Here is a 21,041-nt window from a genome sequence, read left to right on the forward strand (position 1 = left end):
CCGTCCGCGCGTCGGTCCGGGGGCGCCTGGCTAGGCTGGCCCGGTGCTGATCCTGCTGCCGCCCTCCGAGGGCAAGACCGCGCCCCGCTCCGGGGCCCCGCTCGACCTCGATGCCCTCGCGTTGGCCGATGACGCCGCGGTGACGGGCGCCCGCGCGGACCTGCTCACGCGGCTCGCCGCGGTCTCGGCCGCCCCGGATGCCCTGGCGGCTCTCGGCGTCGGGGCGTCGCTCACCGGCGAGGTCGAGGCGAACACGCGCCTGGCCTCGGCCCCTGCCGCGCCCGGTCACCGGGTGTTCACGGGCGTGCTCTTCGATGCGCTCGACCACGTCTCCCTGTCCGCGGCGGCGAAGCGCCGCGCCCGCGCGTCCGTGCTGGTCTTCTCCGCGCTGTTCGGCGCCACCGCGCTGGCGGACCGGATCCCCGCCTTCCGGCTGCCCGTCGGCGCGAAGCTGCCGGGGCTGCCCGGGCTGGCCGCGCACTGGCGCCCCGTCCTGACCCCCGCCCTCGATGCGCTCGCCGCACGGGACGGCGGGCCCGTCGTCGACTGCCGCTCCGGCGGCTACGCGGCCCAGTGGCGGGCACCGGCGGAGCGGACCCTCGCGGTCGACGTGTTCCAGCTGCGCGACGGCGAGCGGACCGTCGTCTCGCACTTCGCCAAGCACACCCGCGGCCTCGTGGCCCGCGCGCTGCTGGAGGCGGGGGCGCGGGAGACCTCGACGCTGGAGCGCGTCGCGGACGTGGTCGCGCGGGCCGGGGACGGCCACGGCTGGGAGGTCGAGCTGGCCCGGCCGTCCGGCGCGAAGCCCGGCGCGCTGCGGGTGATCCTGCCCGAGGGGTGACCCCGGGCGAGGCGCGGTCTGCCCGGACGCGGCCTCAGTCCTCGACGGCCACCAGCTCCACCTCGAAGCCGTCCGCGGTCTCGAGGTAGGCGGCGTAGTGGTCCGGTCCCCCGGCGTGCGGGTGGCGGTCCTCGAAGAGCAGGCGGAACCCCCGGTCGCGCGCGGCGGCGGTGAGCTCGTCCACGCGGGCGCGCGATCCGGCCCGGAAGGCCAGGTGGTTCAGGCCCGGGCGGGTGCGCTCGTGGGCGCCCGCGGCGACGTCGGGCCCGGCCTCGAGCACGAGGTACTCCCCCGCCCCCTGGTACGTCCGGCCCTCGGCCCACCCCTCGCCGGGCACGTAGCCGAGCTCGCCGAACAGCCAGCCGAGGCTCGCCTCGGCTGCCGCGAGGTCGGCGACCCAGATCTCCACGTGGTGCAGCCGGCCCGTGGGCGCGGGCGCCGGGGTCGCATCCTCCGGCGAGGCGACGGCGTCGGGCCCGTCCGCCTCCACGGCCCGGACGTCCGCGTCGGCCTCGAGGCCGGACTCGGCCACCGCCGGCGTGGAGGCCGTGGACGCCGCCGCGGGGGCCGCAACGGGCACCTCTGAGGCGCCGGCGTCCCACTGCTCGCCCCGCGCGCCGGCGTCCATGGCCTCGTTGGAGAGGCGGTCGGCGTCCTTGTTCCGGTTGCGCGGGATCCATTCGTAGGTGACGCGCTCGGGGGGCAGCACGGACCGGGCCTCGGCCGCGAGGCGCCGCATGTCCTCGTGCTTGATCTTCCACCGCCCGGACATCTGCTCCACCACAAGCTTGGAGTCCATCAGCACGTGCACCCGCGCCTCGGGGTCGAGGTCCCGGGCCATCCGCAGCCCGGCCACGAGCCCGGAGTACTCGGCCACGTTGTTCGACGCCTTCCCCAGCGGGGCGGCGTCGGTCCGGAGGATCTCGCCCGTGGCCGGGTCGCGCACCAGGGCACCATAGCCGGCGACGCCGGGGTTGCCCCGCGACCCGCCGTCGGCCTCCACCTGCAGGACTCGTCCGCTCACCGTGCGCCTCCTCGTGTCCGTGGTCGCGCCGTCCGACGCGGCCCCCCCACTCTACTGATCGCGCCGGGGGCGGGGCCCGGGGTCAGTCCCGGATGAGGATGGCGCCGGACTCGGGGCAGCGGGCGACGGCGGCCGGCGGGAGGGCCCGGATGCGCGCGACCTCCGCGGGCGACAGCTCCGTGCCCGCGGCCGCGGACCGGTTCCCGACGAGCCGGGCCGCGCCGATGCCGCCGTTGCGCTCCCGCGCCTGCTCGTACAGGGCCAGCAACGACGCGGGGAACTCCGCGGCCAACGCCGCCCGGCGCTGGGTGAGGTCCCGGCCACGCTGGGTCACGGCCTGCCCCTCGCGGCGCACCTCCGCCGCGCGGGCCTCGACCTCGGCCCGCGCCCGCTCCAGGGCGGCGTGGCCCTTCGCGAGCCGGGACTCGGCGGCGTCGGCGGCCTCCATGGCCTCGAGGGCCGCGGCCTCGTGGTCGTCGAGCAGTGCGGTGAGCGTGTCGTCCTCGTGCTGCATGGCCTGCAGCTCCTTGGGCCCGCCCTGGCCCGTTTCGAGCCGCTCCCGGGTCCGGTCCCGACGGGCGCGGGTGGCGGCGGCCTTCTCGGTGGCCTCGGCTCCCGCCCGGTCGGCGGTGCGGGCGGCGTCCTGCAGACCGGGCAGCGCCTCCTCGAACTCCTGCGCGCGGGCGCGCAGCCGGGCGTGCTCCGGGTCCGCCTTGAGCCGACGGACGGCGGCGCGGGCCTGGTCCAGGGCCGTGTCGAGCTCCTGGAGCTCCAGCAGCCGGGCCTGGACGGCCGGCGGTGCGGTGACCTCACTCATGCGTGACTCCCCTCGTCGGCCCGCTCTCCCCCGACCAGGAAGTCCCAGGGGTCGCTGCGGTGATCTGAGAACAGGGTGGTGACGCCCAGTCCCCGCTCCGCCAGGGCGGCCTCCAGGGCGCGGGCGCCGTGCTCAAGCCATAGGGACTCGCTCGCCCAGTGCGAGACGTCCACGAGCGCGGGACGTCCATCCCCCGACGCTGCCGTCTCCCGGGCCTCCGAGGCCGGGTGGTGGCGCAGATCGGCGGTCACGTAGACGTCCGCGCCGGACGCGCGGACCGCGTCGAAGAGGCTGTCTCCGGCGCCGCCGCACACGGCGACGCGGCGGATGCGCTGGGCGGGGTCGCCCGCCACGCGCACGCCGCCGGCCGTGGCGGGCAGCGCCGCGTGCACGGCCCGGGCGAAGGCGGCCAGGTCGGTCTCCTCGGGCAGGTCGCCCACCCGGCCGATGCCTTCGGCCCCGGTGCCGGCGGCGGAGGTCGTCAGGGGCGAGAGCGCTCCGGTGACGCCGACGGCACGGGCCAGCACGTCCGAGACGCCGCCCACGACGGCGTCGGCGTTGGTGTGCGCGGCGAGCAGGGCGATGCGGTGCTCGATCAGGGTGTGCAGCAGGCGGCCCTTCGCGGCGGCGGCGTGTCCGACGGCGGCGACGGACGAGGTCCCGCGCAGCAGGAGCGGGTGGTGGGTGACCACGAGGTCGGCCCCGCGGGCGACGGCCTCGTCGGCCACGGCCTGCACGGGATCCAGCGCCCACAGGACGGTCCGCACCGGCGACTCCGGGCGCCCGGCCACCGGCCCGACGGCGTCCCACGGCTCCGCCAGCTCCCGCGGCCACAGCCCCTGGACGACCTCGAGGACCTGCCCGAGCGTCGGCGGGGCCAGGGCATGCACCGGCGAGGCGGGGACGGCGGGGCGGGACACGGTCATACCGGCCATGATGGCCCACCCGGCCCGGGCGCGCACGCCCCGGCGGCCCTGGGTGAGGCCACGGGGCGGCGTCGTCGGGAATGAAAAGCGCGGGCCGCGTTGCTGTGCCTGCCATGACCGACTCCCCCCGTACCGAGCCCCTCGGCGCCTCCGGCGCGCCCGCCGACGTCCGCGAGCTGACGCTCGCCGGCGGCTGCTTCTGGTGCCTCGACGCCGTCTACCGTCGCGTGCGGGGCGTGCTCGCCGTCGAGTCCGGCTACACCGGAGGCGACGACCCCGCCCCGAGCTACGAGTCCGTGTGCACCGGGACCACCGGCCACGCCGAAGCGGTCCGTGTGCGCTTCGACGCCGCCGTCGTGCCGCCCGAGGTGATCATGGACCTGTTCTTCACCGGCCACGACCCCACATCCTTGAACCGCCAGGGGGCCGACGTCGGCACCCAGTACCGCTCGGCCGTCTTCGCCCACGACGAGGCCGAGGCCCGGTTCTTCGCGGACGAGATCGCCCGGGCGCAGGCGAACTATGACAGCCCCATCGTCACACGCGTCGAGCCGGCGTCCGCGTGGCACCCGGCCGAGGACATTCACCAGGACTTCTATGCGCGGCGCCGTTCCAACGGATACTGCCGTGTGGTCATCGATCCGAAGCTCGCGAAGGTGCGCCGGAACTACTCCGCGTGGCTCGTGGACGCCTGAGCGGCGCCGCGGCTCGATAGCCTGACGCAGGAACACCCACTAGATCGCCCGCGCCCCCAGGCGCACCACCCCCCGGAGGTACCACCATGGCCCGCATCCTTGACGACATCACCCAGGCGGTCGGCGGCACGCCCCTGGTCCGGCTGAACCGCCTCGCGAAGGACCTGCCCGGCGACGTCGCCGTGAAGGTCGAGTTCTACAACCCGGCCAACTCGGTGAAGGACCGCATCGGCACCGCCATCGTCGACGCCGCGGAGGCAGCCGGCGAGCTGACCCCCGGCGGCACCATCGTGGAGGGCACCTCGGGCAACACCGGCATCGCCCTGGCCATGGTCGGCGCGGCGCGCGGCTACCGCGTGATCCTGACCATGCCTGAGACCATGTCCACCGAGCGCCGCGTGATGCTCAAGGCATTCGGCGCCGAGATCGTGCTGACCCCCGGTGCAGACGGCATGCGCGGCGCCCTCGAGCGCGCCCAGGAGATCGTCCGCAGCACCCCGAACTCCATCTGGGCCCAGCAGTTCGCGAACCAGGCCAACATCCAGGCCCACTACACGGGCACCGGCCCGGAGATCTGGGACGCGTCCGAGGGCGCCGTGGATGTGTTCATCGCCGGCGTCGGCACCGGCGGCACCATCACGGGCGCGGGCCGGTACCTGCGCGAGCAGAAGCCGGACGTGAAGCTCATCGCCGTCGAGCCGGCCGACTCCCCCATCCTCTCCGGCGGCCAGGCCGGCCCGCACAAGATCCAGGGCATCGGCGCGAACTTCGTGCCGGAGATCCTGGACACCGACCTCTACGACGAGGTCTACCCGGCCACCTTCGAGGAGTCCATCGAGACCGCCCGTCGGCTCGGGACCGAGGAGGGCATCCTCGGCGGCATCTCCACCGGCGCGATCATCTCGGCCGCCCTCAAGGAGGCCGCCAAGCCCGAGTCCGAGGGCAAGCTGATCGTCGCCATCGTGTGTGACTTCGGCGAGCGCTACATCTCCACCGCCCTCTTCGAGGACATCCGCGGCTGACCGCCGCCCGCTCACCGACCGCACCGACCCGAAGGGGCCGCCCGTGGGACTGTTCTCCCGCATCAAGGAAGACATCGCGACCGTCCGCAGCCATGACCCGGCGGCGCGAGGTGACCTCGAGGTGGCCCTCGTCTACTCGGGTCTGCACGCCGTGTGGGCGCACCGCGTCGCGCACCGGATGTGGCGGCATGACCGGCTGAAGATGCCCGCCCGCGTGCTCTCGCAGGTCACGCGGGCGGCCACGGGCATCGAGATCCACCCCGGCGCGTCGATCGGTCGTCGGTTCTTCATCGACCACGGCATGGGTGTCGTGATCGGCGAGACCGCGGAGATCGGCGACGACGTGATGCTGTACCACGGGGTCACCCTCGGCGGCCGCTCCCTGGCCAAGGTGAAGCGGCACCCCACGCTGCGCGACGGCGTCGTGGTGGGGGCCGGCGCCAAGATCCTCGGACCCGTCGAGATCGGGGAGGGAACGGCGGTGGGCGCCAACGCCGTCGTCGTGAAGGACACCCCCGCCGACGCGATCGCCACCGGCGTGCCGGCCACCGTCCGACCGCGCAAGGGCCCGTCCGAGGGCAAGCCGCTCGTGGACCCCGCGGAGTACGTGGACCCGGCCCTCTGGATCTGAGGGCCGGGACCACGCCGGGTCAGTCCTGCGTGGGGTCGCCCTCGGTCGGCTGCGGCATGACCACGGGCACGCCCTCGCCGTCGACCTCGGTGCGGTCGCCGGACCACAGCGTGTGGAACGAGCCCTCGCGGTCCACGCGCAGGTAGGTGTGGGCGCCGAAGTAGTCGCGCTGGCCCTGCACGAGGGCGGCCGGCAGGCGGTCGGCCCGCAGGCCGTCGTAGTACGCCAGGGCCGAGGAGAACACCGGCACCGGCACGCCCGCGGCGACGGCGGTGCCGACGACGCGGCGCCAGGCCGGCAGGGCCTCGGCGATCGCCTGGGCGAACTCGGGGGCGAAGAGCAGGTTGAGCGGCTGGCCGGGGGCGCGGGTGCCCGGCGCCGGATGGCGGGAGGTGTCGCGGCCGCCGAAGGCCTGCATGATCACGTCGAGCAGGTCGGCGCGGATGATGCAGCCGTCCCGCCACAGCGAGGCGATGGTGCCCAGGTCCAGCGACCAGCCGTACTCCTCGGCGGCGGCCGCGAGCATGTCCATGCCCTGCGCGTAGGCCACGAGCTTGGAGGCGAACAGCGCCTGGCGCACGTCCTCCACGAACGCGTCCGTGTCCTGCGGGGCGCGCTGCGCCTCCTCGTCGACGCCGGCCGCGAGGGTCTCACGGGCGACCTCGCGCACCGCGCGCTGGGAGGACAGCGAGCGGGCGAAGACGGACTCGGCGATCGCCGCCACCGGGGAGCCGACGTCGAGACCCGAGATCGCGGTCCACCGGCCGGTGCCCTTCTGCCCGGCCTCGTCCACGATCACGTCCACGAGCGGGCGGCCCGTGGCCGCGTCCACCTGGGCGAGCACCTCGGCCGTGATCTCGATGAGGTAGGAGGCCAGGTCGGTCTGGTTCCACGCCGTGAACACCTCGGCCTGCTCGGCGGGCTCGAGGCCGCCCACACGGCGCAGCAGGTCGTAGGCCTCGCCGATGACCTGCATGTCCGCGTACTCGATGCCGTTGTGGACCATCTTCACGTAGTGGCCGGCGCCGTCCGTGCCGACCCAGGCGCAGCACGGCTCCCCCTCGAACTGCGCGGAGATCTTCTCGAGCATCGGACCGAGGGCCTCGTAGGACTTCTCCGGACCGCCGGGCATGATCGCCGGACCGTGCAGGGCACCCTCCTCGCCGCCGGAGACACCGACGCCCACGAAGTGCAGGCCCTTCTCGGCGAGGGCCGCCTCGCGGCGGCGGGTGTCCTCGTAATGGGAGTTGCCGGCGTCGATGACGATGTCGCCCTCGTCCAGCAGGGGGACGAGTTGGTCGATGACGGCGTCCACGGGGGCGCCCGCCTTGACCATGATGAGCACCCGGCGCGGCACGGCGAGGGACTGCACGAGCTCGGCGAGCGTCTCCGTCGCCACGAACGCGCCCTCGTCACCGTGCTCGGCCACGAGCTGGTCCGTGCGGGCCCGGCTGCGGTTGTGCAGGGCCACCGTGTAGCCGTGGCGGGCGAAGTTGCGCGCGAGGTTCGCGCCCATCACCGCCAGGCCCGTGACGCCGATGTCGGCGGCGCCGACGGGGACGGTGGTGGTCTGCTCGGTCATCGCGGGGGCCTCCTGTGGCTCGGACGGTGGGACGGGCCGTGCCGGACACGGACCCGCCCCCAGCCTACGTCGACCGCGGTCAGTCCCCCACGGCGTCGCGGCCGCGGCGCACGATCAGCGGGTCCGGGGTGCCGACGACCTCGTGGTCCTTGCCCTCGTACTCGAACTGGGACAGGAAGTAGCGCATCGCGTTGAGGCGGGCCCGCTTCTTGTCGTTGGAGCGGATGGAGATCCACGGGGCGTGGTCCGTGTCCGTGTGGAGGAACATGGCCTCCTTGGCCTCCGTGTACGCCTCCCAACGGTCCAGGGACTCGAGGTCCATGGGCGAGAGCTTCCACTGGCGGACCGGGTCGATCTGGCGGATCGCGAAGCGCGTGCGCTGCTCGGTCTGTGTCACGGAGAACCAGAACTTGGTGAGGTGGATGCCGTCGTCCACGAGCATCTTCTCGAACAGCGGCACCTGGTTCATGAAGCGGCGGTACTGCTCGTCCGTGGCGAAGCCCATCACGCGCTCGACGCCGGCGCGGTTGTACCACGATCGGTCGAACAGCACGATCTCGCCCGCCGTGGGGAAGTGCTGGATGTAGCGCTGGAAGTACCACTGGCCGAGCTCGCGGTCCGAGGGCTTGTTGAGGGCCACGACGCGGGCGGTGCGGGGGTTCAGGTGCTCGGTGAAGCGCTTGATGGTGCCGCCCTTGCCGGCGGCGTCGCGGCCCTCGAAGACGATGATGTGGCGCTGGCCGGTGTCCTCGCCCCAGTACTGCAGCTTGAGCAGTTCGATCTGCAGGCGGTACTTCTCCAGCTCGTACTCCTCGCGCGTCATGCGCGTCTCGTACGGGTAGTCCTCTTTCCACGTCTCCACGGCACGGCCCTGCGGATCGATCAGGTCGGGATCGTTGGTGTGGCCGTCCGAGACGGTGTAGCCGCCGTCGCGCAGCTTGTCGATGAACTCGCGCAGGTTCTCGCGGGGGGCGTCGGGCTGCAGCAGCTCCATGGACCGTCTCCTTCACTGGGTGCGTCACCGTGCCCGCCCGTCCCCTCCTCGGTACGACGGAGGCGGGCCGCGGCCTGTGCTCTTCACACCATTATGGGTGGGCGGCGGACGAGGAAGCCGGGCCCGGCAGCGCAGCCGGGTGAACAGCAGGTGAACCCTGGGAGGCGAACGGTCACGACCCCGGGCCGACGAACGCCGGCCGGCTCAGCCGCGCGGGCCGACGCCCAGGAGCTCGTCGATCGCCGCGACGGCGGCACGCGCCGCGTCGACGTCGGCGAACTGGGCGACGGCGTCGTCGTACCGGCGGTGCCCGGGAAGCTTGAGGCCGACGGAGGCGCCGTCCGTGGCGGGGAGGATCCAGATCCGGCCGCGCGGCTCGACGTCGCGCTGCTCGGCCACGTCGGCCTCCTCGAACTCGCGGTCGTAGCCGGCCCACTCGATACCGGGCCGCGGGGTGTCGGCACCGTCGAGGACGTCACGGCCGCCCATGCGCAGACAGGTGACGGACTGCAGGAGCGCGTCCAGGGTGCGGGCGGCGGCCTTGCCGGCCAGCTCGTCCTGGAAGAGGGCGAGGATGGACCATTGCCCGTCCTGGAGGAAGAGCATGGTCTGCTGCGCCTCGCCCCCGGTGATGACGGCGAGGTGACGGGCGGCGCCGTCGGGACGTGCGGGCAGCTTCCAGAAGCCGAGGGGGGTCGCGGACATGCGCTCCACCCTAGTGCGCCCCGGACGCCGACGACGCGCCGCCGCCCGGCCCCTGCCCCGCATCCCGGGTTGAGTTGTCGCGGGTGCGCGGGCCCGTCACCCGCGACAACTCAACCCGGGATGCGGGAGGGTGGGCCGATGGGCCTGCTCCGCGACCTCCTCACCCGCCGCTCCGCCCGCGACCGCTCCTCCGACCCGCCGGCGACGCTCGGCCGACACCTCGACAACGCCGCGGCGATCGTGGCCGCCGCACGCCGGGCGGACGTTCCCCTCGCGGTGGCGGCGGCCCTGGCCGAGCTCGAGTCCGGTGGCCGGAACGTCTTCGGGCACGACGCCGGCGGCGTGCACAGCGCCCCGCGCGGGACGGACGTCCTCGTGACCCGGGAGCGCTATGAGGAGCTCGTGGCCCGGGTGGCGCAGGGGGAGAAGTCCAACGGCGTGGGGCCCGCGCAGATCACGTGGCCGCCGTACTTCGCGCAGGCGGCCGAGCGCGGGTTTCGTCTGTGGGAGCCGGAGGACAACCTGGCCTTCGGGCTGGAGATCCTGCGCGGTCACCTGCGCGGCGACCTCTCCGCGGAGGGGATCGCCCGGGCGGGGACGCTCTACAACGCCGGGACGCTGTCCGACGGGGTCACCGCCTACGGCCGGCGCCTCGCCGCGGCGAGCCGCGCATGGGCCGAACGCCTGGGCGAGCCCGCCCCGCCGCCGGTCAGGCCAGGTTGACCAACAGCACGTAGGCCAGCGTGCCGGCGGCGATCGAGACAAGGGTCCGCCGCCCGGCCAGCAGATGCACGACGACGGTCACCGCAGCCGCGAACAGCGCGTGGGCCACCCGCGTCCCGTCCACGGGCTCTCCGGGGGCCAGCGCCGCGGCGTCGAGCAGCATCACCAGGGCCAGGATGGTCAGCACGCCGGCGGGCATCCACACCGCCAGCCGCGCCGCGAGCACGGATTCCCGCAGCGGCTGCAGCAGGGCGAACGGCACCGCGCGCAGGCAGAAGGTCACGAGGCCCGCGACGACGGCCGCCGCCACCAGGTAGGCGGCGCCGGTCATCGGGGATCCTCCTCGGCGTCGGGCTCGGCATCCGTGACGGCCCGCTCCCCCACCGCGGCGACGACGGGCACCGGTCCGGTGACGGGCACGGGCTCGGGCAGCGGCAGGGCGGTCCCGCGCGCGGCGAGCACGTGGAACGCGATCAGTACCGCGGCGTAGAGGGCGAACGCGACGACGAGCACCTGTGCCGGTGCCAGCAGCAGGGCCACCCCGACGGCGACCGCGGCCGCCAGCACGAGGGGCAGCTGGGCGCGTGTGCGGGCGGCGTCCATGGCGAGCACGATGAAGAGGGCGACGAGCGCGAACTCCAGGCCCTCCACCGGCCCGGGCAGCAGCCAGGCCACGGCCACCCCGGCGAGGCCCCCGAGCACCCAGTACGCCTGCAAAGCGACCTGCATGGCCACCAGTCGGGGGCCGGTCCAGCCGCGGGGCCGGGCGGCGGCGATGGCGTAGGCCTCGTCGATCAGGGCACCCATCGAGTAGATCCGCGCGAGGCGCCCCCGGACCACGCGCAGCGGGAAGCTGAACGCATAGAACACGTGGCGGAAGTTCACCAGGAACACCGTCACGGCGATCGTGAGCAGCGGCGTGCCCGCCACCACCAGCGGGACGAGCAGCAGCTCGACGGACCCGGCGAACACGACCACGGAGAACAGGGGTGCGACCCACGCGGGCAGCCCGGCCTGGACCACGAGCATCCCGAAGGCCATGCCCAGAGGGAACAGGCCGAGGCCGGCGCCCAACGTCACGGCGACGCCGGAGCGCACCTCGGCCCACCGCGAGGGCGGAGCGGAGGCGCGCGAGGACGCTGACGAGGAGCCCATGATGGTGAGCATGCTCTCATAGGCGCCTGACGGGCGGTCGGCATGACGGAGCCGCGGCGTCACGCCGTGTCATGGCCCCGCGATCGGTGCACCCGGAGGGACTCGAACCCCCGACCCTCTCGGTGTAAACGAGATGCTCTGACCGACTGAGCTACGGGTGCCGGTGTCCGTCCAGGCTACCGGTCCGCGAGCAGGTCGCGCGTCGCCGCCTCGTGCTCGCTCCGGGTGCGTGCCTGTCCCGGGGCGGCGACCACGCGCGCGGCCTCGACCCCGTCCGCGTCGAGCAGCACGGAGACGCGGCGGGGCCGCCCGGTCTCCACGTCGAAGACGTCGAGGGCACGGCAGGCCGCGCCGTGGGGCCAGAAATCGGAGAGCAGGGTGAGCGGCTCCGGCAGTGCCAGCTCCTCGCGGACGCGGCGCAGCACGGGGGCGGCATCACACGAGACCACGCGGACAGCCACATCGTCGACCGCCACGTCCTCGGCGAGCGCCCCGATCCAGCCGAGCTCGTCCGTGCACACCGGCGTGAACGCCCCGGGCAGGAAGACGAGCCACGTGCCCCGCGGCCCGGCGGCGTCCTGGGGCCCGCGCGTCGGCGGCCACGGCCACGTCTGGCCGTGGTCGTCGCGCAGCGCGGGGACGACGTCGGCGCCCCGCGTCCCGCCGGACGGGGGCTCAGCCACCGCGCTTCTGGACGAGCTTCTGAGCGGCCCAGTCCTCGGAGGCACCGGCCCCGGTGGTGGCGTGCAGGCCCGCGGTGGAGGCGGCCTCGGCGACGTCCGCCGGGCTGACGTGGCCGGGGCGCCCCTTGCGGGGGGTCATGATCCAGACGGGGCCGGCATCGAGGGAGCGCTGGGCGTCCACGAGGGCGTCCGCGAGATCCATGACGTCGCCGTCGTCCGCGCGCCACCAGAAGAGGACGGCGTCCGCCGGCTCCTGATCGTCCTCGGTCAGCAGCTCCTCGCCGAGCGCGCCCTCGAGCGCGTCACGGAAGGTGACGTCGACGTCGTCGTCGTACCCCCACTCCTGCACCAGGTCGCCCCTCGAGAGGGCGAGCTCCGCCAGCAGGGCGCTGTCCGTCGAGGTCGGCGTCGACCCAGCCTGCATAGTGTCCGGTCCTCCTTGATGGTGGCGGGCACTGCGGCCCGCGCCGTCGAGCGGGTGATGATGACCACCATACGCCGTGGACGCCGCCGTTCCGGGGCCTCCGGCCGGGCGGACGCGGCGGCTGCGGTCTACTCTGGGGAGGAACAGACGCACTCTCCGGGTGACGCGCCCGGCTCGGCGTCGCGGGCCCGGACCGGATCGTCTGCCCGCAGCCCACCGCGGAGCACCCCTCCGCACGAGAACCAGGAGGCACCGTGAGCGCAGCTGAAGAGAGCTCGCAGATCCGCAGCGGTCTGACCGACCAGCTCCCGGACAAGGATCCGCAGGAGACGTCGGAGTGGATCGAGTCCCTCGACGGACTCATCGAGGAGCGCGGCACGGAGCGGGCGCAGTACATCATGCGCTCCCTCATGCAGCGCGCGAGCGCCCAGTCCGTCGCCCTGCCCTACGTGACCACCACGGACTACGTGAACACGATCCCGGCGGACCAGGAGCCGGAGTACCCGGGCGACGAGGAGCTCGAGCGCCGCTACCGCAACTACCTGCGGTGGAACGCCATGGCCCTCGTGCAGCGCGCCCAGCGCGACGGCGTCGGCGTCGGCGGTCACATCTCCTCCTACGCGGGCCAGGCGACCCTCTACGAGGTGGGCCTGAACCACTTCTTCCGCGGTCAGGACCACCCGGGCGGCGGCGACCACATCTTCTTCCAGGGCCACTCCTCGCCGGGCAACTACGCCCGCGCGTTCCTCGAGGGCCGCCTGACCGAGCAGGACCTCGACGGCTTCCGCCAGGAGAAGTCCCGCCAGGGCCACGCCCTGCCCTCCTATCCGCACCCGCGGATGATGCCGCACTTCTGGCAGTACCCCACCGTGTCCATGGGCCTGGGGCCGATGAACGCCATCTTCCAGGCGCAGACCAACCGGTACCTGCACAACAACGGCATCAAGGACACCTCCGACCAGCACGTGTGGGCCTTCCTCGGCGACGGCGAGATGGACGAGCCCGAGTCGCGCGGTCAGCTGCACGTCGCGGCCAACGACAAGCTCGACAACCTCACCTTCGTGATCAACTGCAACCTGCAGCGTCTCGACGGGCCGGTGCGCGGCAACGGCAAGATCGTCCAGGAGCTGGAGTCCTACTTCCGGGGCGCCGGCTGGAACGTCATCAAGGTCCTGTGGGGCCGCGAGTGGGATCCGCTGCTCGAGGCCGACGACGAGGGCGAGCTCGTGCGCATCATGAACGAGACGCTCGACGGCGACTACCAGACCTACAAGGCCGAGTCCGGCGGCTTCGTGCGCGACCACTTCTTCGGCCGGTCCTCCGTCACCAAGGAGATGGTGGCGGACATGACCGACGACGAGATCTGGGGCCTCAAGCGTGGCGGCCACGACTACAAGAAGGTGTACGCCGCCTACAAGGCCGCCATGGAGCACAAGGGCCAGCCCACCGTGATCCTGGCCCACACCATCAAGGGCTACGGCCTGGGCAAGTCCTTCGAGGGTCGCAACGCCACGCACCAGATGAAGAAGCTGACGGTGGACGACCTCAAGGTGTTCCGGGACCGCCACCGCATCCCGATCTCGGACGAGCAGATCGAGAAGGACCCGTACGACATCCCGTACTACCACCCGGGCGCCGACGCTCCGGAGATCACGTACATGATGGAGCGGCGCAAGGAGCTGGGCGGCTTCGTGCCGGAGCGGCGCAGCGACTACCACGCGATCCCGCTGCCTCCGGAGTCCGCGTACAAGCAGGCTCGCAAGGGATCGGGCAAGCAGCAGGCCGCCACGACCATGGCGTTCGTGCGCCTGCTCAAGGACCTGATGCGGGACAAGAACATGGGACCGCGCTTCGTGCCGATCATCCCGGACGAGGCCCGCACCTTCGGCATGGACTCGTTCTTCCCGACCGCGAAGATCTACAACCCCAAGGGCCAGAACTACCTGTCCGTGGACCGGGATCTGTTCCTGTCCTACAAGGAGTCCCCGCAGGGGAAGATCTACCACGTCGGCATCAACGAGGACGGCGCCACCGCGGCATTCAACGCGGTGGGCACGGCGTACTCCACGCACGGCGAGCCGATGATCCCGGTCTACATCTTCTACTCGATGTTCGGCTTCCAGCGGACCGCGGACAACATCTGGGCCGGAGCCGACCAGCTTGCGCGCGGCTTCATGATCGGCGCCACCGCCGGGCGCACCACCCTCGCCGGCGAGGGCACCCAGCACATGGACGGTCACTCCCCCGTCCTGGCGTCCACGAATCCGGCCGTGAAGCACTACGACCCGGCGTACTCGTACGAGATCGCCCACATCGTGCGCCAGGGCCTGGAGGACATGTACGGCGACCACGACCGCGGGGACGACGTCCGCAACGTCATCTACTACCTCACGGTGTACAACGAGCCGATCACCCACATCGAGGAGCCCGAGGGCCTCGACGTGGAGGGCCTGCTCAAGGGCATCTACCGCCTCTCCGAGGGCCAGGGCGACGGCCCGAAGGTCCAGCTCCTGGGCTCCGGCGTCTCCGTGCCGTGGGCGCTCGACGCCCAGCGGATCCTCTCCGAGGAGTGGGGCGTGAACGCCTCCGTGTGGTCGGTGACCTCCTACAACGAGCTGTACCGCGACGCCGTCGCGGCGGAGAAGGACGCCCTGAAGGAGCCGTCCGCCACTGCGCGCGTGCCCTACGTGACGCAGGCGCTGCAGGGGGCCGAGGGCCCGATCGTGGCCACCTCGGACTACTCCACCTCGTGGACGAACCAGATCCGCCCGTTCGTGCCGAACCGCTTCTCTGCGCTCGGCGCCGACGAGTTCGGCTTCGCGGACACCCGCGCCGCCGCCCGTCGGTACTTCCTCATCGACACCCACTCGATGGTGGTCCGCGCGCTGCAGCTCCTCGAGGAGGAGGGCGAGGTCGAGCGGGGCACGGCCGCGAAGGCGCACGAGAAGTACCGCCTGGACGACGTCAACGCCGGCACCACCGGCATCGCGGGCGGCGACGCCTGACCCGCACGCCGCGGGGAGGCTGACGCCCTCCCGTCCCGACGCCGGCCGCCCGCCTCCGCCACGGAGGCGGGCGGCCGGCGTCGTCGCTGTAGGAATCCCACAACACGCGCCTAGGATGAAGCGCATGCCCGAGCCCCGCCCCGCCGCCCCTCGCCCCGTGAGCACCGACGGGCTGGCCCGACTCAGGAGCCACCTGGGCGCCCTGAACACGGCGGTGCTGCAGCGGTTGGACGCCACCCTGCCCTGGTACCGCCGACTCACCCCGGACGAGCGCAGCGCCCTCGGGCTCGTGGCCCAGCGCGCCCTGCAGGGCTTCCTCACGTGGTTCGAGCGGCCCACCTCCACGGGCCACGTCCTGCAGGACGTCTTCGGGCCCGCGCCCACCGATCTCACCCGGGCGATCTCGCTGCAGCGGGCCCTCCAGCTCATCCGGACGATGGTGGACGTCGTCGAGACGCGGGTGCCGGAGCTGCTGGCCGAGCGCGACCAGGCGCCCGTCCGCGAGCACATCCTCCACTACTCGCGCGAGGTCGCGTTCGCGCTCGCAGACGTGTACGCCCGGGCCGCGGAGATGCGCGGTGCGATGGACTCGCGGCTCGAGTCGGTCCTGCTGGACGCGGTGCTGCGCGGGCAGGACCCGGACGAGATCCGGCATCGGGCCACGGCGCTGGGCTGGCGTGGGGACCACGACGTGATGGTCATGGCCGGTCTCGCCCCGGGGCAGGACAAGCCCGCGTTCATCCCGGACCTGCGGCGGGCCGCGGCGCGGCTCGACTGCGACCTGCTCGTGGGCGTGCAGTCCGAACGGCTCGTCCTCGTGGTCGGCTCGGTGCGGGACGCGCGGGCGGTGGGCGAGGCGCTCGCGCGCTGGTTCGCGCCGGGACCGGTGATCGTGGGACCCGTCGTGGACTCGCTGATCTCGGCGCACGTCTCGGCCCGGCACACCCTCGCCGGGCTCAGCGCGGCGGCCGCCCATCCCCGGGCGTGCCGGCCCACCCCGGCGGAGGACCTGCTGCCCGAGCGGGCGCTGCTGGGCGACCCCACGGCCCGGGAGGCCCTCGTGGACGGGGTGTTCACGCCCCTGGCCGACGCCGGCACCTCCCTGCTGGAGACCGTGGACGCGTACGGCGCGCTGGGCCACTCGCTCGAGGGCACGGCCCGCGAGCTGTTCGTCCACGCGAACACGGTGCGGTACCGCCTCAAGCGGGTGGCCGAGGTGACCGGCTGGGACCCGCTGGTCCCCCGCGACGCGTACGTCCTGCAGACCGCGATCACCCTGGGCCGGCTCGCGGGGGCGCGGCCGACGACCGGGACAGGCTCGGACTGAGCCGGGGCGGCGCACACCCCCGCTTGTAGAAACCCTCCAAACCGACTCGCCGTGCTTCGTGGCGCGATCTGCCCGGGATGGCGGCCGATCCTGACACGATGGAGGAATGCTTGCCATCGTGTGCCCCGGACAGGGGTCCCAGACGCCCGGCTTCCTCGCCCCCTGGCTCGAGCTGGACGGGACCCGCGACCTGCTCGCATCCCTCTCCGACGCCGCGGGCGTGGACCTGATCCGCCACGGCACCGAGTCGGACGAGGAGACCATCAAGGACACCGCCGTCGCCCAGCCGCTGATCGTGGCGGCCGGCCTGGTGGCCGCCGCGGCCCTCGAGGCGGACGCCGCCGCACCGAAGTCGACCGTCGTGGCCGGCCACTCCGTGGGCGAGGTCACCGCGGCCGCCGTCACCGGCGTGCTGTCCCCCGCCGAGGCCCTCTCCCTGGTGCGCGTGCGCGCCACCGGCATGGCCCGGGCCGCCGCGGCCACGCCCACGGGCATGGCCGCCGTCGTGGGCGGGGACCAGGACGAGGTCCTCGCGGCCATCGACGCGGCGGGCCTGGCGCCCGCCAATGTCAACGGCGCCGGCCAGATCGTCGCCGCCGGCACCGCGGAGGCCCTCGGCGCGCTCGCCGAGTCCGCCCCCGCCCGCGCCCGCGTGATCCCGCTCAAGGTGGCCGGCGCGTTCCACACGGAGCACATGCGCCCCGCCGTGGACGACCTCGCGGCCCACGTCGCCGGCCTCTCCCCCTCGGACCCGCGCCTGCCCCTGCTGTCCAACCGGGACGGCGAGGCCGTCGAGTCCGGCACGGACGTGCTCGCCCGGATCGTGGACCAGGTCACCCGCCCGGTCCGCTGGGACCTGTGCATGGCGACCATGGCCACGCGGCAGGTCACGGGCGTCCTGGAGCTGCTGCCCGGTGGCACACTGACCGGACTGGCCAAGCGCGGTCTCAAGGGCACCGCGCAGCTCGCCGTGAAGACCCCCGAGGACCTGGACGCCGCGCGGGCGTTCCTGGCCGAGCACTCGGCCTGAACCCCGCGCACCGCCCGGCAGAGAGAAGCACCATGACCGTCACCCTGAAGCAGCACGAGCGCCCCGCGGCCAGCCGCATCGTGGCCGTGGGCGCCTACCGCCCGGCGAATTTGGTCCCCAACGAGGACCTCATCGGCCCCATCGACTCGTCGGACGAGTGGATCCGCCAGCGCACCGGCATCGTCACGCGCCAGCGCGCCACGGCGGAGGAGACCGTGCCCGTCATGGCCGTGGGCGCCGCCCGGGAGGCCCTCGAGCGGGCCGGCCTGCAGGGCTCGGACCTGGACGCCGTGATCGTCTCGACCGTCACCTTCCCGCACGCCACCCCCTCGGCCGCGGCCCTCGTGGCGCACGAGATCGGGGCCACCCCGGCGCCCGCCTACGACGTCTCCGCCGCGTGCGCCGGCTACTGCTACGGCGTGGCCCAGGCCGACGCGCTCGTGCGTTCCGGCACCGCGCGGCACGTGCTCGTGGTCGGCGTCGAGCGCCTCTCCGACGTCGTGGATCCCACGGACCGTTCCATCTCCTTCCTGCTGGGCGACGGCGCGGGCGCCGTGATCGTGTCGGCCGCGGACGAGCCGGGCATCTCCCCCTCGGTGTGGGGTTCGGACGGGGAGCGCTGGTCCACGATCTCCATGACGCACTCGCAGCTGGAGCTGCGCGATGCCGTGGAGCACGCCCGCACCACGGGCGACGCCTCGGCGATCACCGGCGCGGAGGGGATGCTCTGGCCCACGCTGCGCCAGGACGGGCCCTCCGTCTTCCGCTGGGCCGTGTGGTCGATGGCGAAGGTGGCCCGCGAGGCCCTCGACGCCGCGGGCGTGGAGCCCGAAGACCTCGCCGCGTTCATCCCGCACCAGGCCAACATGCGGATCATCGACGAGTTCGCCAAGCAGCTGAAGCTGCCGGAGTCCGTCGTCGTGGCCCGGGACATCGCGGACGCCGGCAACACGTCGGCCGCGTCCATCCCGCTGGCCATGCACCGTCTGCTGGAGGAGAACCCCGAGCTCACCGGCGGCCTGGCCCTGCAGATCGGCTTCGGCGCCGGGCTGGTCTACGGCGCCCAGGTGGTCCGCCTCCCCTGAGGCGGCGCCGTCTGATTCACTGATCACGTACACCCCACACCCCTACCGAAGGAGACGCCCCATGGCTTCCAAGGAAGAGATCCTCGCCGGCCTCGCCGAGATCGTGAACGAGGAGACCGGCCTCGACACCGCCGAGGTGCAGCCGGAGAAGTCCTTCACGGACGATCTGGACATCGACTCGATCTCGATGATGACCATCGTGGTCAACGCCGAGGACAAGTTCGGCGTGAAGATCCCGGACGAGGAGGTCAAGAACCTCAAGACCGTCCAGGACGCCGTCGACTTCATCGACGGCGCCCAGGCCTGATCGGCCCACGACGGCGGCGGGCCCGGCCCGCCCCGTCCCCTCGGTGAGCGCCGGGGGCGCGTGAGCGCCCCCGGCCCCCGACACCCTCGACTTCCGGTACCCCGGCGAGCGCCGCGCATCGTGCCGACGACACCCCTCCGCCCGATCCCCACTCGAGACCCAGAGGCAGCAGACCCATGACCCGCACCGCAGTGATCACCGGCCTCGGCGCCACCACGCCCATCGGCGGCGACGTGCCCACCTTCTGGTCCCACGCCCTGCAGGGCGTCTCGGGTGCGCGCACCATGGAACACGACTGGGTGGAGAAGTACGAGCTGCCCGTCACCTTCGCGGCCGAGCTGGCCGTGCCCACCTCCGAGGTCCTCTCCAAGGTGGAGCAGAAACGCCAGGACCCGGCCACCCAGATGGCGACCGTCGCCGCGCGCGAGGCCTGGAAGGACGCCGGCCTCGAGGGCGCGGAGGTCGACGGCGACCGGCTCGCGGTGGCCTTCGGCACCGGCATCGGCGGCGTGTGGACCCTCCTGGACGGCTGGGACACCCTGCGCGAGCGCGGCCCGCGCCGCGTGCTGCCCATGACCGTCCCGATGCTCATGCCCAACGGCGCCGCCGGCGCGCTCTCCCTCGAGTTCGGCGCCCGTGCCGGCGCCCGCACCGTGGTGTCCGCGTGCGCCGCCGGCACCGAGGCGCTCGAGACCGCGCTGCTGCTCGTCCGCTCCGGCCAGGCCGACGTCGTGATCTGCGGCGCCGCCGAGGCCGCCGTGCACCCGCTGCCGATGGCCGCGTTCGCCGCGATGCAGGCGCTGTCCAAGCGCAACGACGACCCACAGGCCGCGTCCCGCCCCTACGACGTGGACCGCGACGGCTTCGTCCTCGGTGAGGGCGCCGGCGTCATGGTGATCGAGTCGGAGGAGCACGCGAAGGCCCGCGGCGCGCGCGTGTACGCCGAGCTGGCCGGCGCGGGCGTCAGCTCCGACTCCCACCACATCACCGCGCCCGAGCCCGAGGGCCTGGGCGCGACCCGTGCGATGCGCGCCGCCCTGAGGTCGGCCGACATCACCCCCGAGGACGTGTGCCACGTGAACGCCCACGCGACGTCCACACCCAAGGGCGACGCCCCGGAGTACCTGGCCATGCGGGCCGTGTTCGGCGACCACCTGGACCAGGTGCAGGTCTCGGCCACGAAGTCCCAGACCGGCCACCTGCTGGGCGCCTCAGGCGCGATCGAGTCGATCCTGTCCGTGCTCGCCGTGCACCACGGCCAGGCGCCCGTGACCATCAACCTGGACCACCAGGACCCGGAGATCCCGCTGAACGTGGTCACCGGCTCCCCCGCCCGCCTGCCCGAGGGGCCGCGCGTGGCCGTGAAGAACTCGTTCGGGTTCGGCGGCCACAACGCGGTGGCCGTGTTCCGCAGCGTCTGAGCCGGAGCGCCGCCGGCCGGGCGAAGGCTCAGACAGCGCGGTGCAGCCAGCGCACGTTGGCGTGGGCGGCGGCCAGCCGGAACGGCTCGAGCTCATCGTCCCAGGCCTCGCCGAGCGCGAGGGAGAGTTCGTGCATCAGCACGCTGGGGTCGCCCGCACCGGCCTCGTAGGCGTACCGGATGCGGTCCTCGGAGACCATGATGTTGCCGGAGACGTCCGTGGTGGCGTGGAAGATGCCGAGGTCCGGGGTGTGGGACCAGCGCGAGCCGTCGACCCCGGCGGACGGCTCCTCCGTGATCTCGAAGCGCAGGTGCGGCCAGCCACGCAGGGCGGAGGCCAGACGCGCGCCGGTGCCGGCGGGCGCCGTCCAGTGCACCTCGGCGCGGTGCTGGCCGGGCGCGACCGGCTGACCCTCCCACTCCACCGAGGTCGCGGGGCCGAGCACGGAGCTCAGCGCCCACTCCACGTGGGGGCAGAGGGCGGTGGGGGCGGAGAGGATGTGGACCACGCCGCGGGTATGGGTGCTGGTCATGGATGCCTCCGAGGGTGCGATGCGGTGCGTCTTCCCCTACGACCACGTCGCGGCTCCGGTGGATCCTGGGGCCATTGTGCACCAGGGATGCTGGGCCGGCAACGAGGCGGCG

22 protein-coding genes and 1 tRNA gene are annotated in these 21,041 nt (G+C 73.5%); 11 read left to right on the forward strand and 12 right to left on the reverse strand.

From position 1 onward, the window contains the following. Nucleotides 1–43 precede the first annotated feature (43 nt). On the forward strand, nt 44–841 hold the full coding sequence (locus tag HDA34_RS02285) for a YaaA family protein (RefSeq protein ID WP_049147969.1): 798 nt from the start codon (nt 44–46) through the stop codon (nt 839–841). A gap of 34 nt (nt 842–875) precedes the next feature. Here the strand turns inward: HDA34_RS02285 and HDA34_RS02290 are convergent, their stop codons facing one another. The 3 genes from HDA34_RS02290 to HDA34_RS02300 form a co-directional block, all read right to left on the reverse strand. Further along, a complete protein-coding gene (locus tag HDA34_RS02290; protein ID WP_134376855.1) occupies nt 876–1,865 on the reverse strand; it encodes a reverse transcriptase-like protein in 990 nt (329 codons plus the stop codon). Nucleotides 1,866–1,947: 82 nt separating this feature from the next. Then, a complete protein-coding gene (locus HDA34_RS02295; RefSeq protein ID WP_012750834.1) occupies nt 1,948–2,682 on the reverse strand; it encodes a zinc ribbon domain-containing protein in 735 nt (244 codons plus the stop codon). Next, nucleotides 2,679–3,608 (reverse strand): Nif3-like dinuclear metal center hexameric protein, encoded by a 930-nt coding sequence (locus HDA34_RS02300; protein ID WP_134376857.1) that lies wholly within the window; start codon nt 3,606–3,608, stop codon nt 2,679–2,681. Before HDA34_RS02300 ends, HDA34_RS02295 begins: the two co-directional genes overlap by 4 nt. Nucleotides 3,609–3,721: 113 nt before the next feature. On the opposite strand from HDA34_RS02300, the gene msrA reads away from it, so the two are divergent. The 3 genes from msrA (at nt 3,722) to epsC (ending at nt 5,956) form a co-directional block, all read left to right on the forward strand. Beyond that, nucleotides 3,722–4,303 (forward strand): peptide-methionine (S)-S-oxide reductase MsrA, encoded by a 582-nt coding sequence (gene msrA / locus HDA34_RS02305; RefSeq protein ID WP_012750832.1) that lies wholly within the window; start codon nt 3,722–3,724, stop codon nt 4,301–4,303. Between the two features lie 86 nt (nt 4,304–4,389). Next, on the forward strand, nt 4,390–5,325 hold the full coding sequence (cysK, locus tag HDA34_RS02310; protein WP_010078892.1) for a cysteine synthase A: 936 nt from the start codon (nt 4,390–4,392) through the stop codon (nt 5,323–5,325). Nucleotides 5,326–5,368: 43 nt separating this feature from the next. Then, nucleotides 5,369–5,956 carry a serine O-acetyltransferase EpsC gene (gene epsC, locus HDA34_RS02315; protein WP_036340179.1) on the forward strand — a complete coding sequence of 196 codons (588 nt, stop codon included), beginning with the start codon at nt 5,369–5,371 and terminating at the stop codon, nt 5,954–5,956. Between the two features lie 19 nt (nt 5,957–5,975). On the opposite strand, the gene gnd is transcribed toward epsC, so the two are convergent. The 3 genes from gnd to HDA34_RS02330 all read right to left on the reverse strand — a co-directional run bounded on the left by gnd (nt 5,976) and on the right by HDA34_RS02330 (nt 9,237). Beyond that, entirely contained in the window at nt 5,976–7,538 is a 1,563-nt protein-coding gene (gene gnd, locus HDA34_RS02320) for an NADP-dependent phosphogluconate dehydrogenase (protein ID WP_095346858.1), read from the reverse strand. Between the two features lie 79 nt (nt 7,539–7,617). Beyond that, a complete protein-coding gene (ppk2, locus tag HDA34_RS02325) occupies nt 7,618–8,532 on the reverse strand; it encodes a polyphosphate kinase 2 (protein ID WP_002856845.1) in 915 nt (304 codons plus the stop codon). A gap of 204 nt (nt 8,533–8,736) precedes the next feature. Next, the gene (locus HDA34_RS02330; RefSeq protein WP_036312781.1) at nt 8,737–9,237 is read right to left on the reverse strand and encodes a hypothetical protein; all 501 of its coding nucleotides are present in this window, start codon (nt 9,235–9,237) and stop codon (nt 8,737–8,739) included. A gap of 138 nt (nt 9,238–9,375) precedes the next feature. On the opposite strand from HDA34_RS02330, the gene HDA34_RS02335 reads away from it, so the two are divergent. After that, a complete protein-coding gene (locus HDA34_RS02335) occupies nt 9,376–9,960 on the forward strand; it encodes a hypothetical protein (protein WP_036312784.1) in 585 nt (194 codons plus the stop codon). Here the strand turns inward: HDA34_RS02335 and HDA34_RS02340 are convergent. The 5 genes from HDA34_RS02340 to HDA34_RS02360 form a co-directional block, all read right to left on the reverse strand. Then, nucleotides 9,947–10,291 carry an AzlD domain-containing protein gene (locus HDA34_RS02340; RefSeq protein WP_036312787.1) on the reverse strand — a complete coding sequence of 115 codons (345 nt, stop codon included), beginning with the start codon at nt 10,289–10,291 and terminating at the stop codon, nt 9,947–9,949. The two genes, HDA34_RS02335 and HDA34_RS02340, sit on opposite strands and share 14 nt — an antisense overlap. Beyond that, nucleotides 10,288–11,127 carry an AzlC family ABC transporter permease gene (locus HDA34_RS02345; RefSeq protein ID WP_036312790.1) on the reverse strand — a complete coding sequence of 280 codons (840 nt, stop codon included), beginning with the start codon at nt 11,125–11,127 and terminating at the stop codon, nt 10,288–10,290. Before HDA34_RS02345 ends, HDA34_RS02340 begins: the two co-directional genes overlap by 4 nt. A 75-nt stretch (nt 11,128–11,202) precedes the next feature. Then, nucleotides 11,203–11,276: transfer RNA gene (locus HDA34_RS02350), tRNA-Val, on the reverse strand. 15 nt (nt 11,277–11,291) lie between these two features. Then, nucleotides 11,292–11,798, reverse strand: coding sequence for a redoxin domain-containing protein (locus HDA34_RS02355; protein ID WP_036312792.1), 507 nt, complete (start codon nt 11,796–11,798; stop codon nt 11,292–11,294). After that, entirely contained in the window at nt 11,791–12,222 is a 432-nt protein-coding gene (locus HDA34_RS02360; protein ID WP_036312795.1) for a DUF3052 domain-containing protein, read from the reverse strand. The genes HDA34_RS02355 and HDA34_RS02360 overlap by 8 nt, the downstream gene beginning before the upstream one ends. Nucleotides 12,223–12,476: 254 nt before the next feature. Between HDA34_RS02360 and aceE the strand changes: the two genes are divergently transcribed. The 6 genes from aceE to fabF all read left to right on the forward strand — a co-directional run bounded on the left by aceE (nt 12,477) and on the right by fabF (nt 20,397). Next, nucleotides 12,477–15,227 carry a pyruvate dehydrogenase (acetyl-transferring), homodimeric type gene (aceE, locus tag HDA34_RS02365; protein ID WP_134376859.1) on the forward strand — a complete coding sequence of 917 codons (2,751 nt, stop codon included), beginning with the start codon at nt 12,477–12,479 and terminating at the stop codon, nt 15,225–15,227. Between the two features lie 124 nt (nt 15,228–15,351). Further along, nucleotides 15,352–16,554, forward strand: coding sequence for a PucR family transcriptional regulator (locus tag HDA34_RS02370; protein WP_036340225.1), 1,203 nt, complete (start codon nt 15,352–15,354; stop codon nt 16,552–16,554). Between the two features lie 106 nt (nt 16,555–16,660). After that, on the forward strand, nt 16,661–17,584 hold the full coding sequence (locus tag HDA34_RS02375; RefSeq protein WP_036312804.1) for an ACP S-malonyltransferase: 924 nt from the start codon (nt 16,661–16,663) through the stop codon (nt 17,582–17,584). A 32-nt stretch (nt 17,585–17,616) separates the two neighbouring features. Continuing rightward, on the forward strand, nt 17,617–18,669 hold the full coding sequence (locus HDA34_RS02380) for a beta-ketoacyl-ACP synthase III (RefSeq protein WP_134376861.1): 1,053 nt from the start codon (nt 17,617–17,619) through the stop codon (nt 18,667–18,669). Nucleotides 18,670–18,730: 61 nt separating this feature from the next. After that, entirely contained in the window at nt 18,731–18,976 is a 246-nt protein-coding gene (locus HDA34_RS02385; RefSeq protein WP_010078906.1) for an acyl carrier protein, read from the forward strand. A gap of 176 nt (nt 18,977–19,152) precedes the next feature. Then, nucleotides 19,153–20,397 carry a beta-ketoacyl-ACP synthase II gene (gene fabF, locus HDA34_RS02390; protein ID WP_041103123.1) on the forward strand — a complete coding sequence of 415 codons (1,245 nt, stop codon included), beginning with the start codon at nt 19,153–19,155 and terminating at the stop codon, nt 20,395–20,397. 28 nt (nt 20,398–20,425) lie between these two features. On the opposite strand, the gene HDA34_RS02395 is transcribed toward fabF, so the two are convergent. Further along, on the reverse strand, nt 20,426–20,929 hold the full coding sequence (locus HDA34_RS02395; RefSeq protein ID WP_036340144.1) for a DUF3145 domain-containing protein: 504 nt from the start codon (nt 20,927–20,929) through the stop codon (nt 20,426–20,428). Between the last annotated feature and the right edge of the window lie 112 nt (nt 20,930–21,041).

Origin of the sequence: Micrococcus luteus, assembly GCF_014138885.1 — a bacterium.
Lineage (GTDB): Bacteria > Actinomycetota > Actinomycetes > Actinomycetales > Micrococcaceae > Micrococcus > Micrococcus luteus.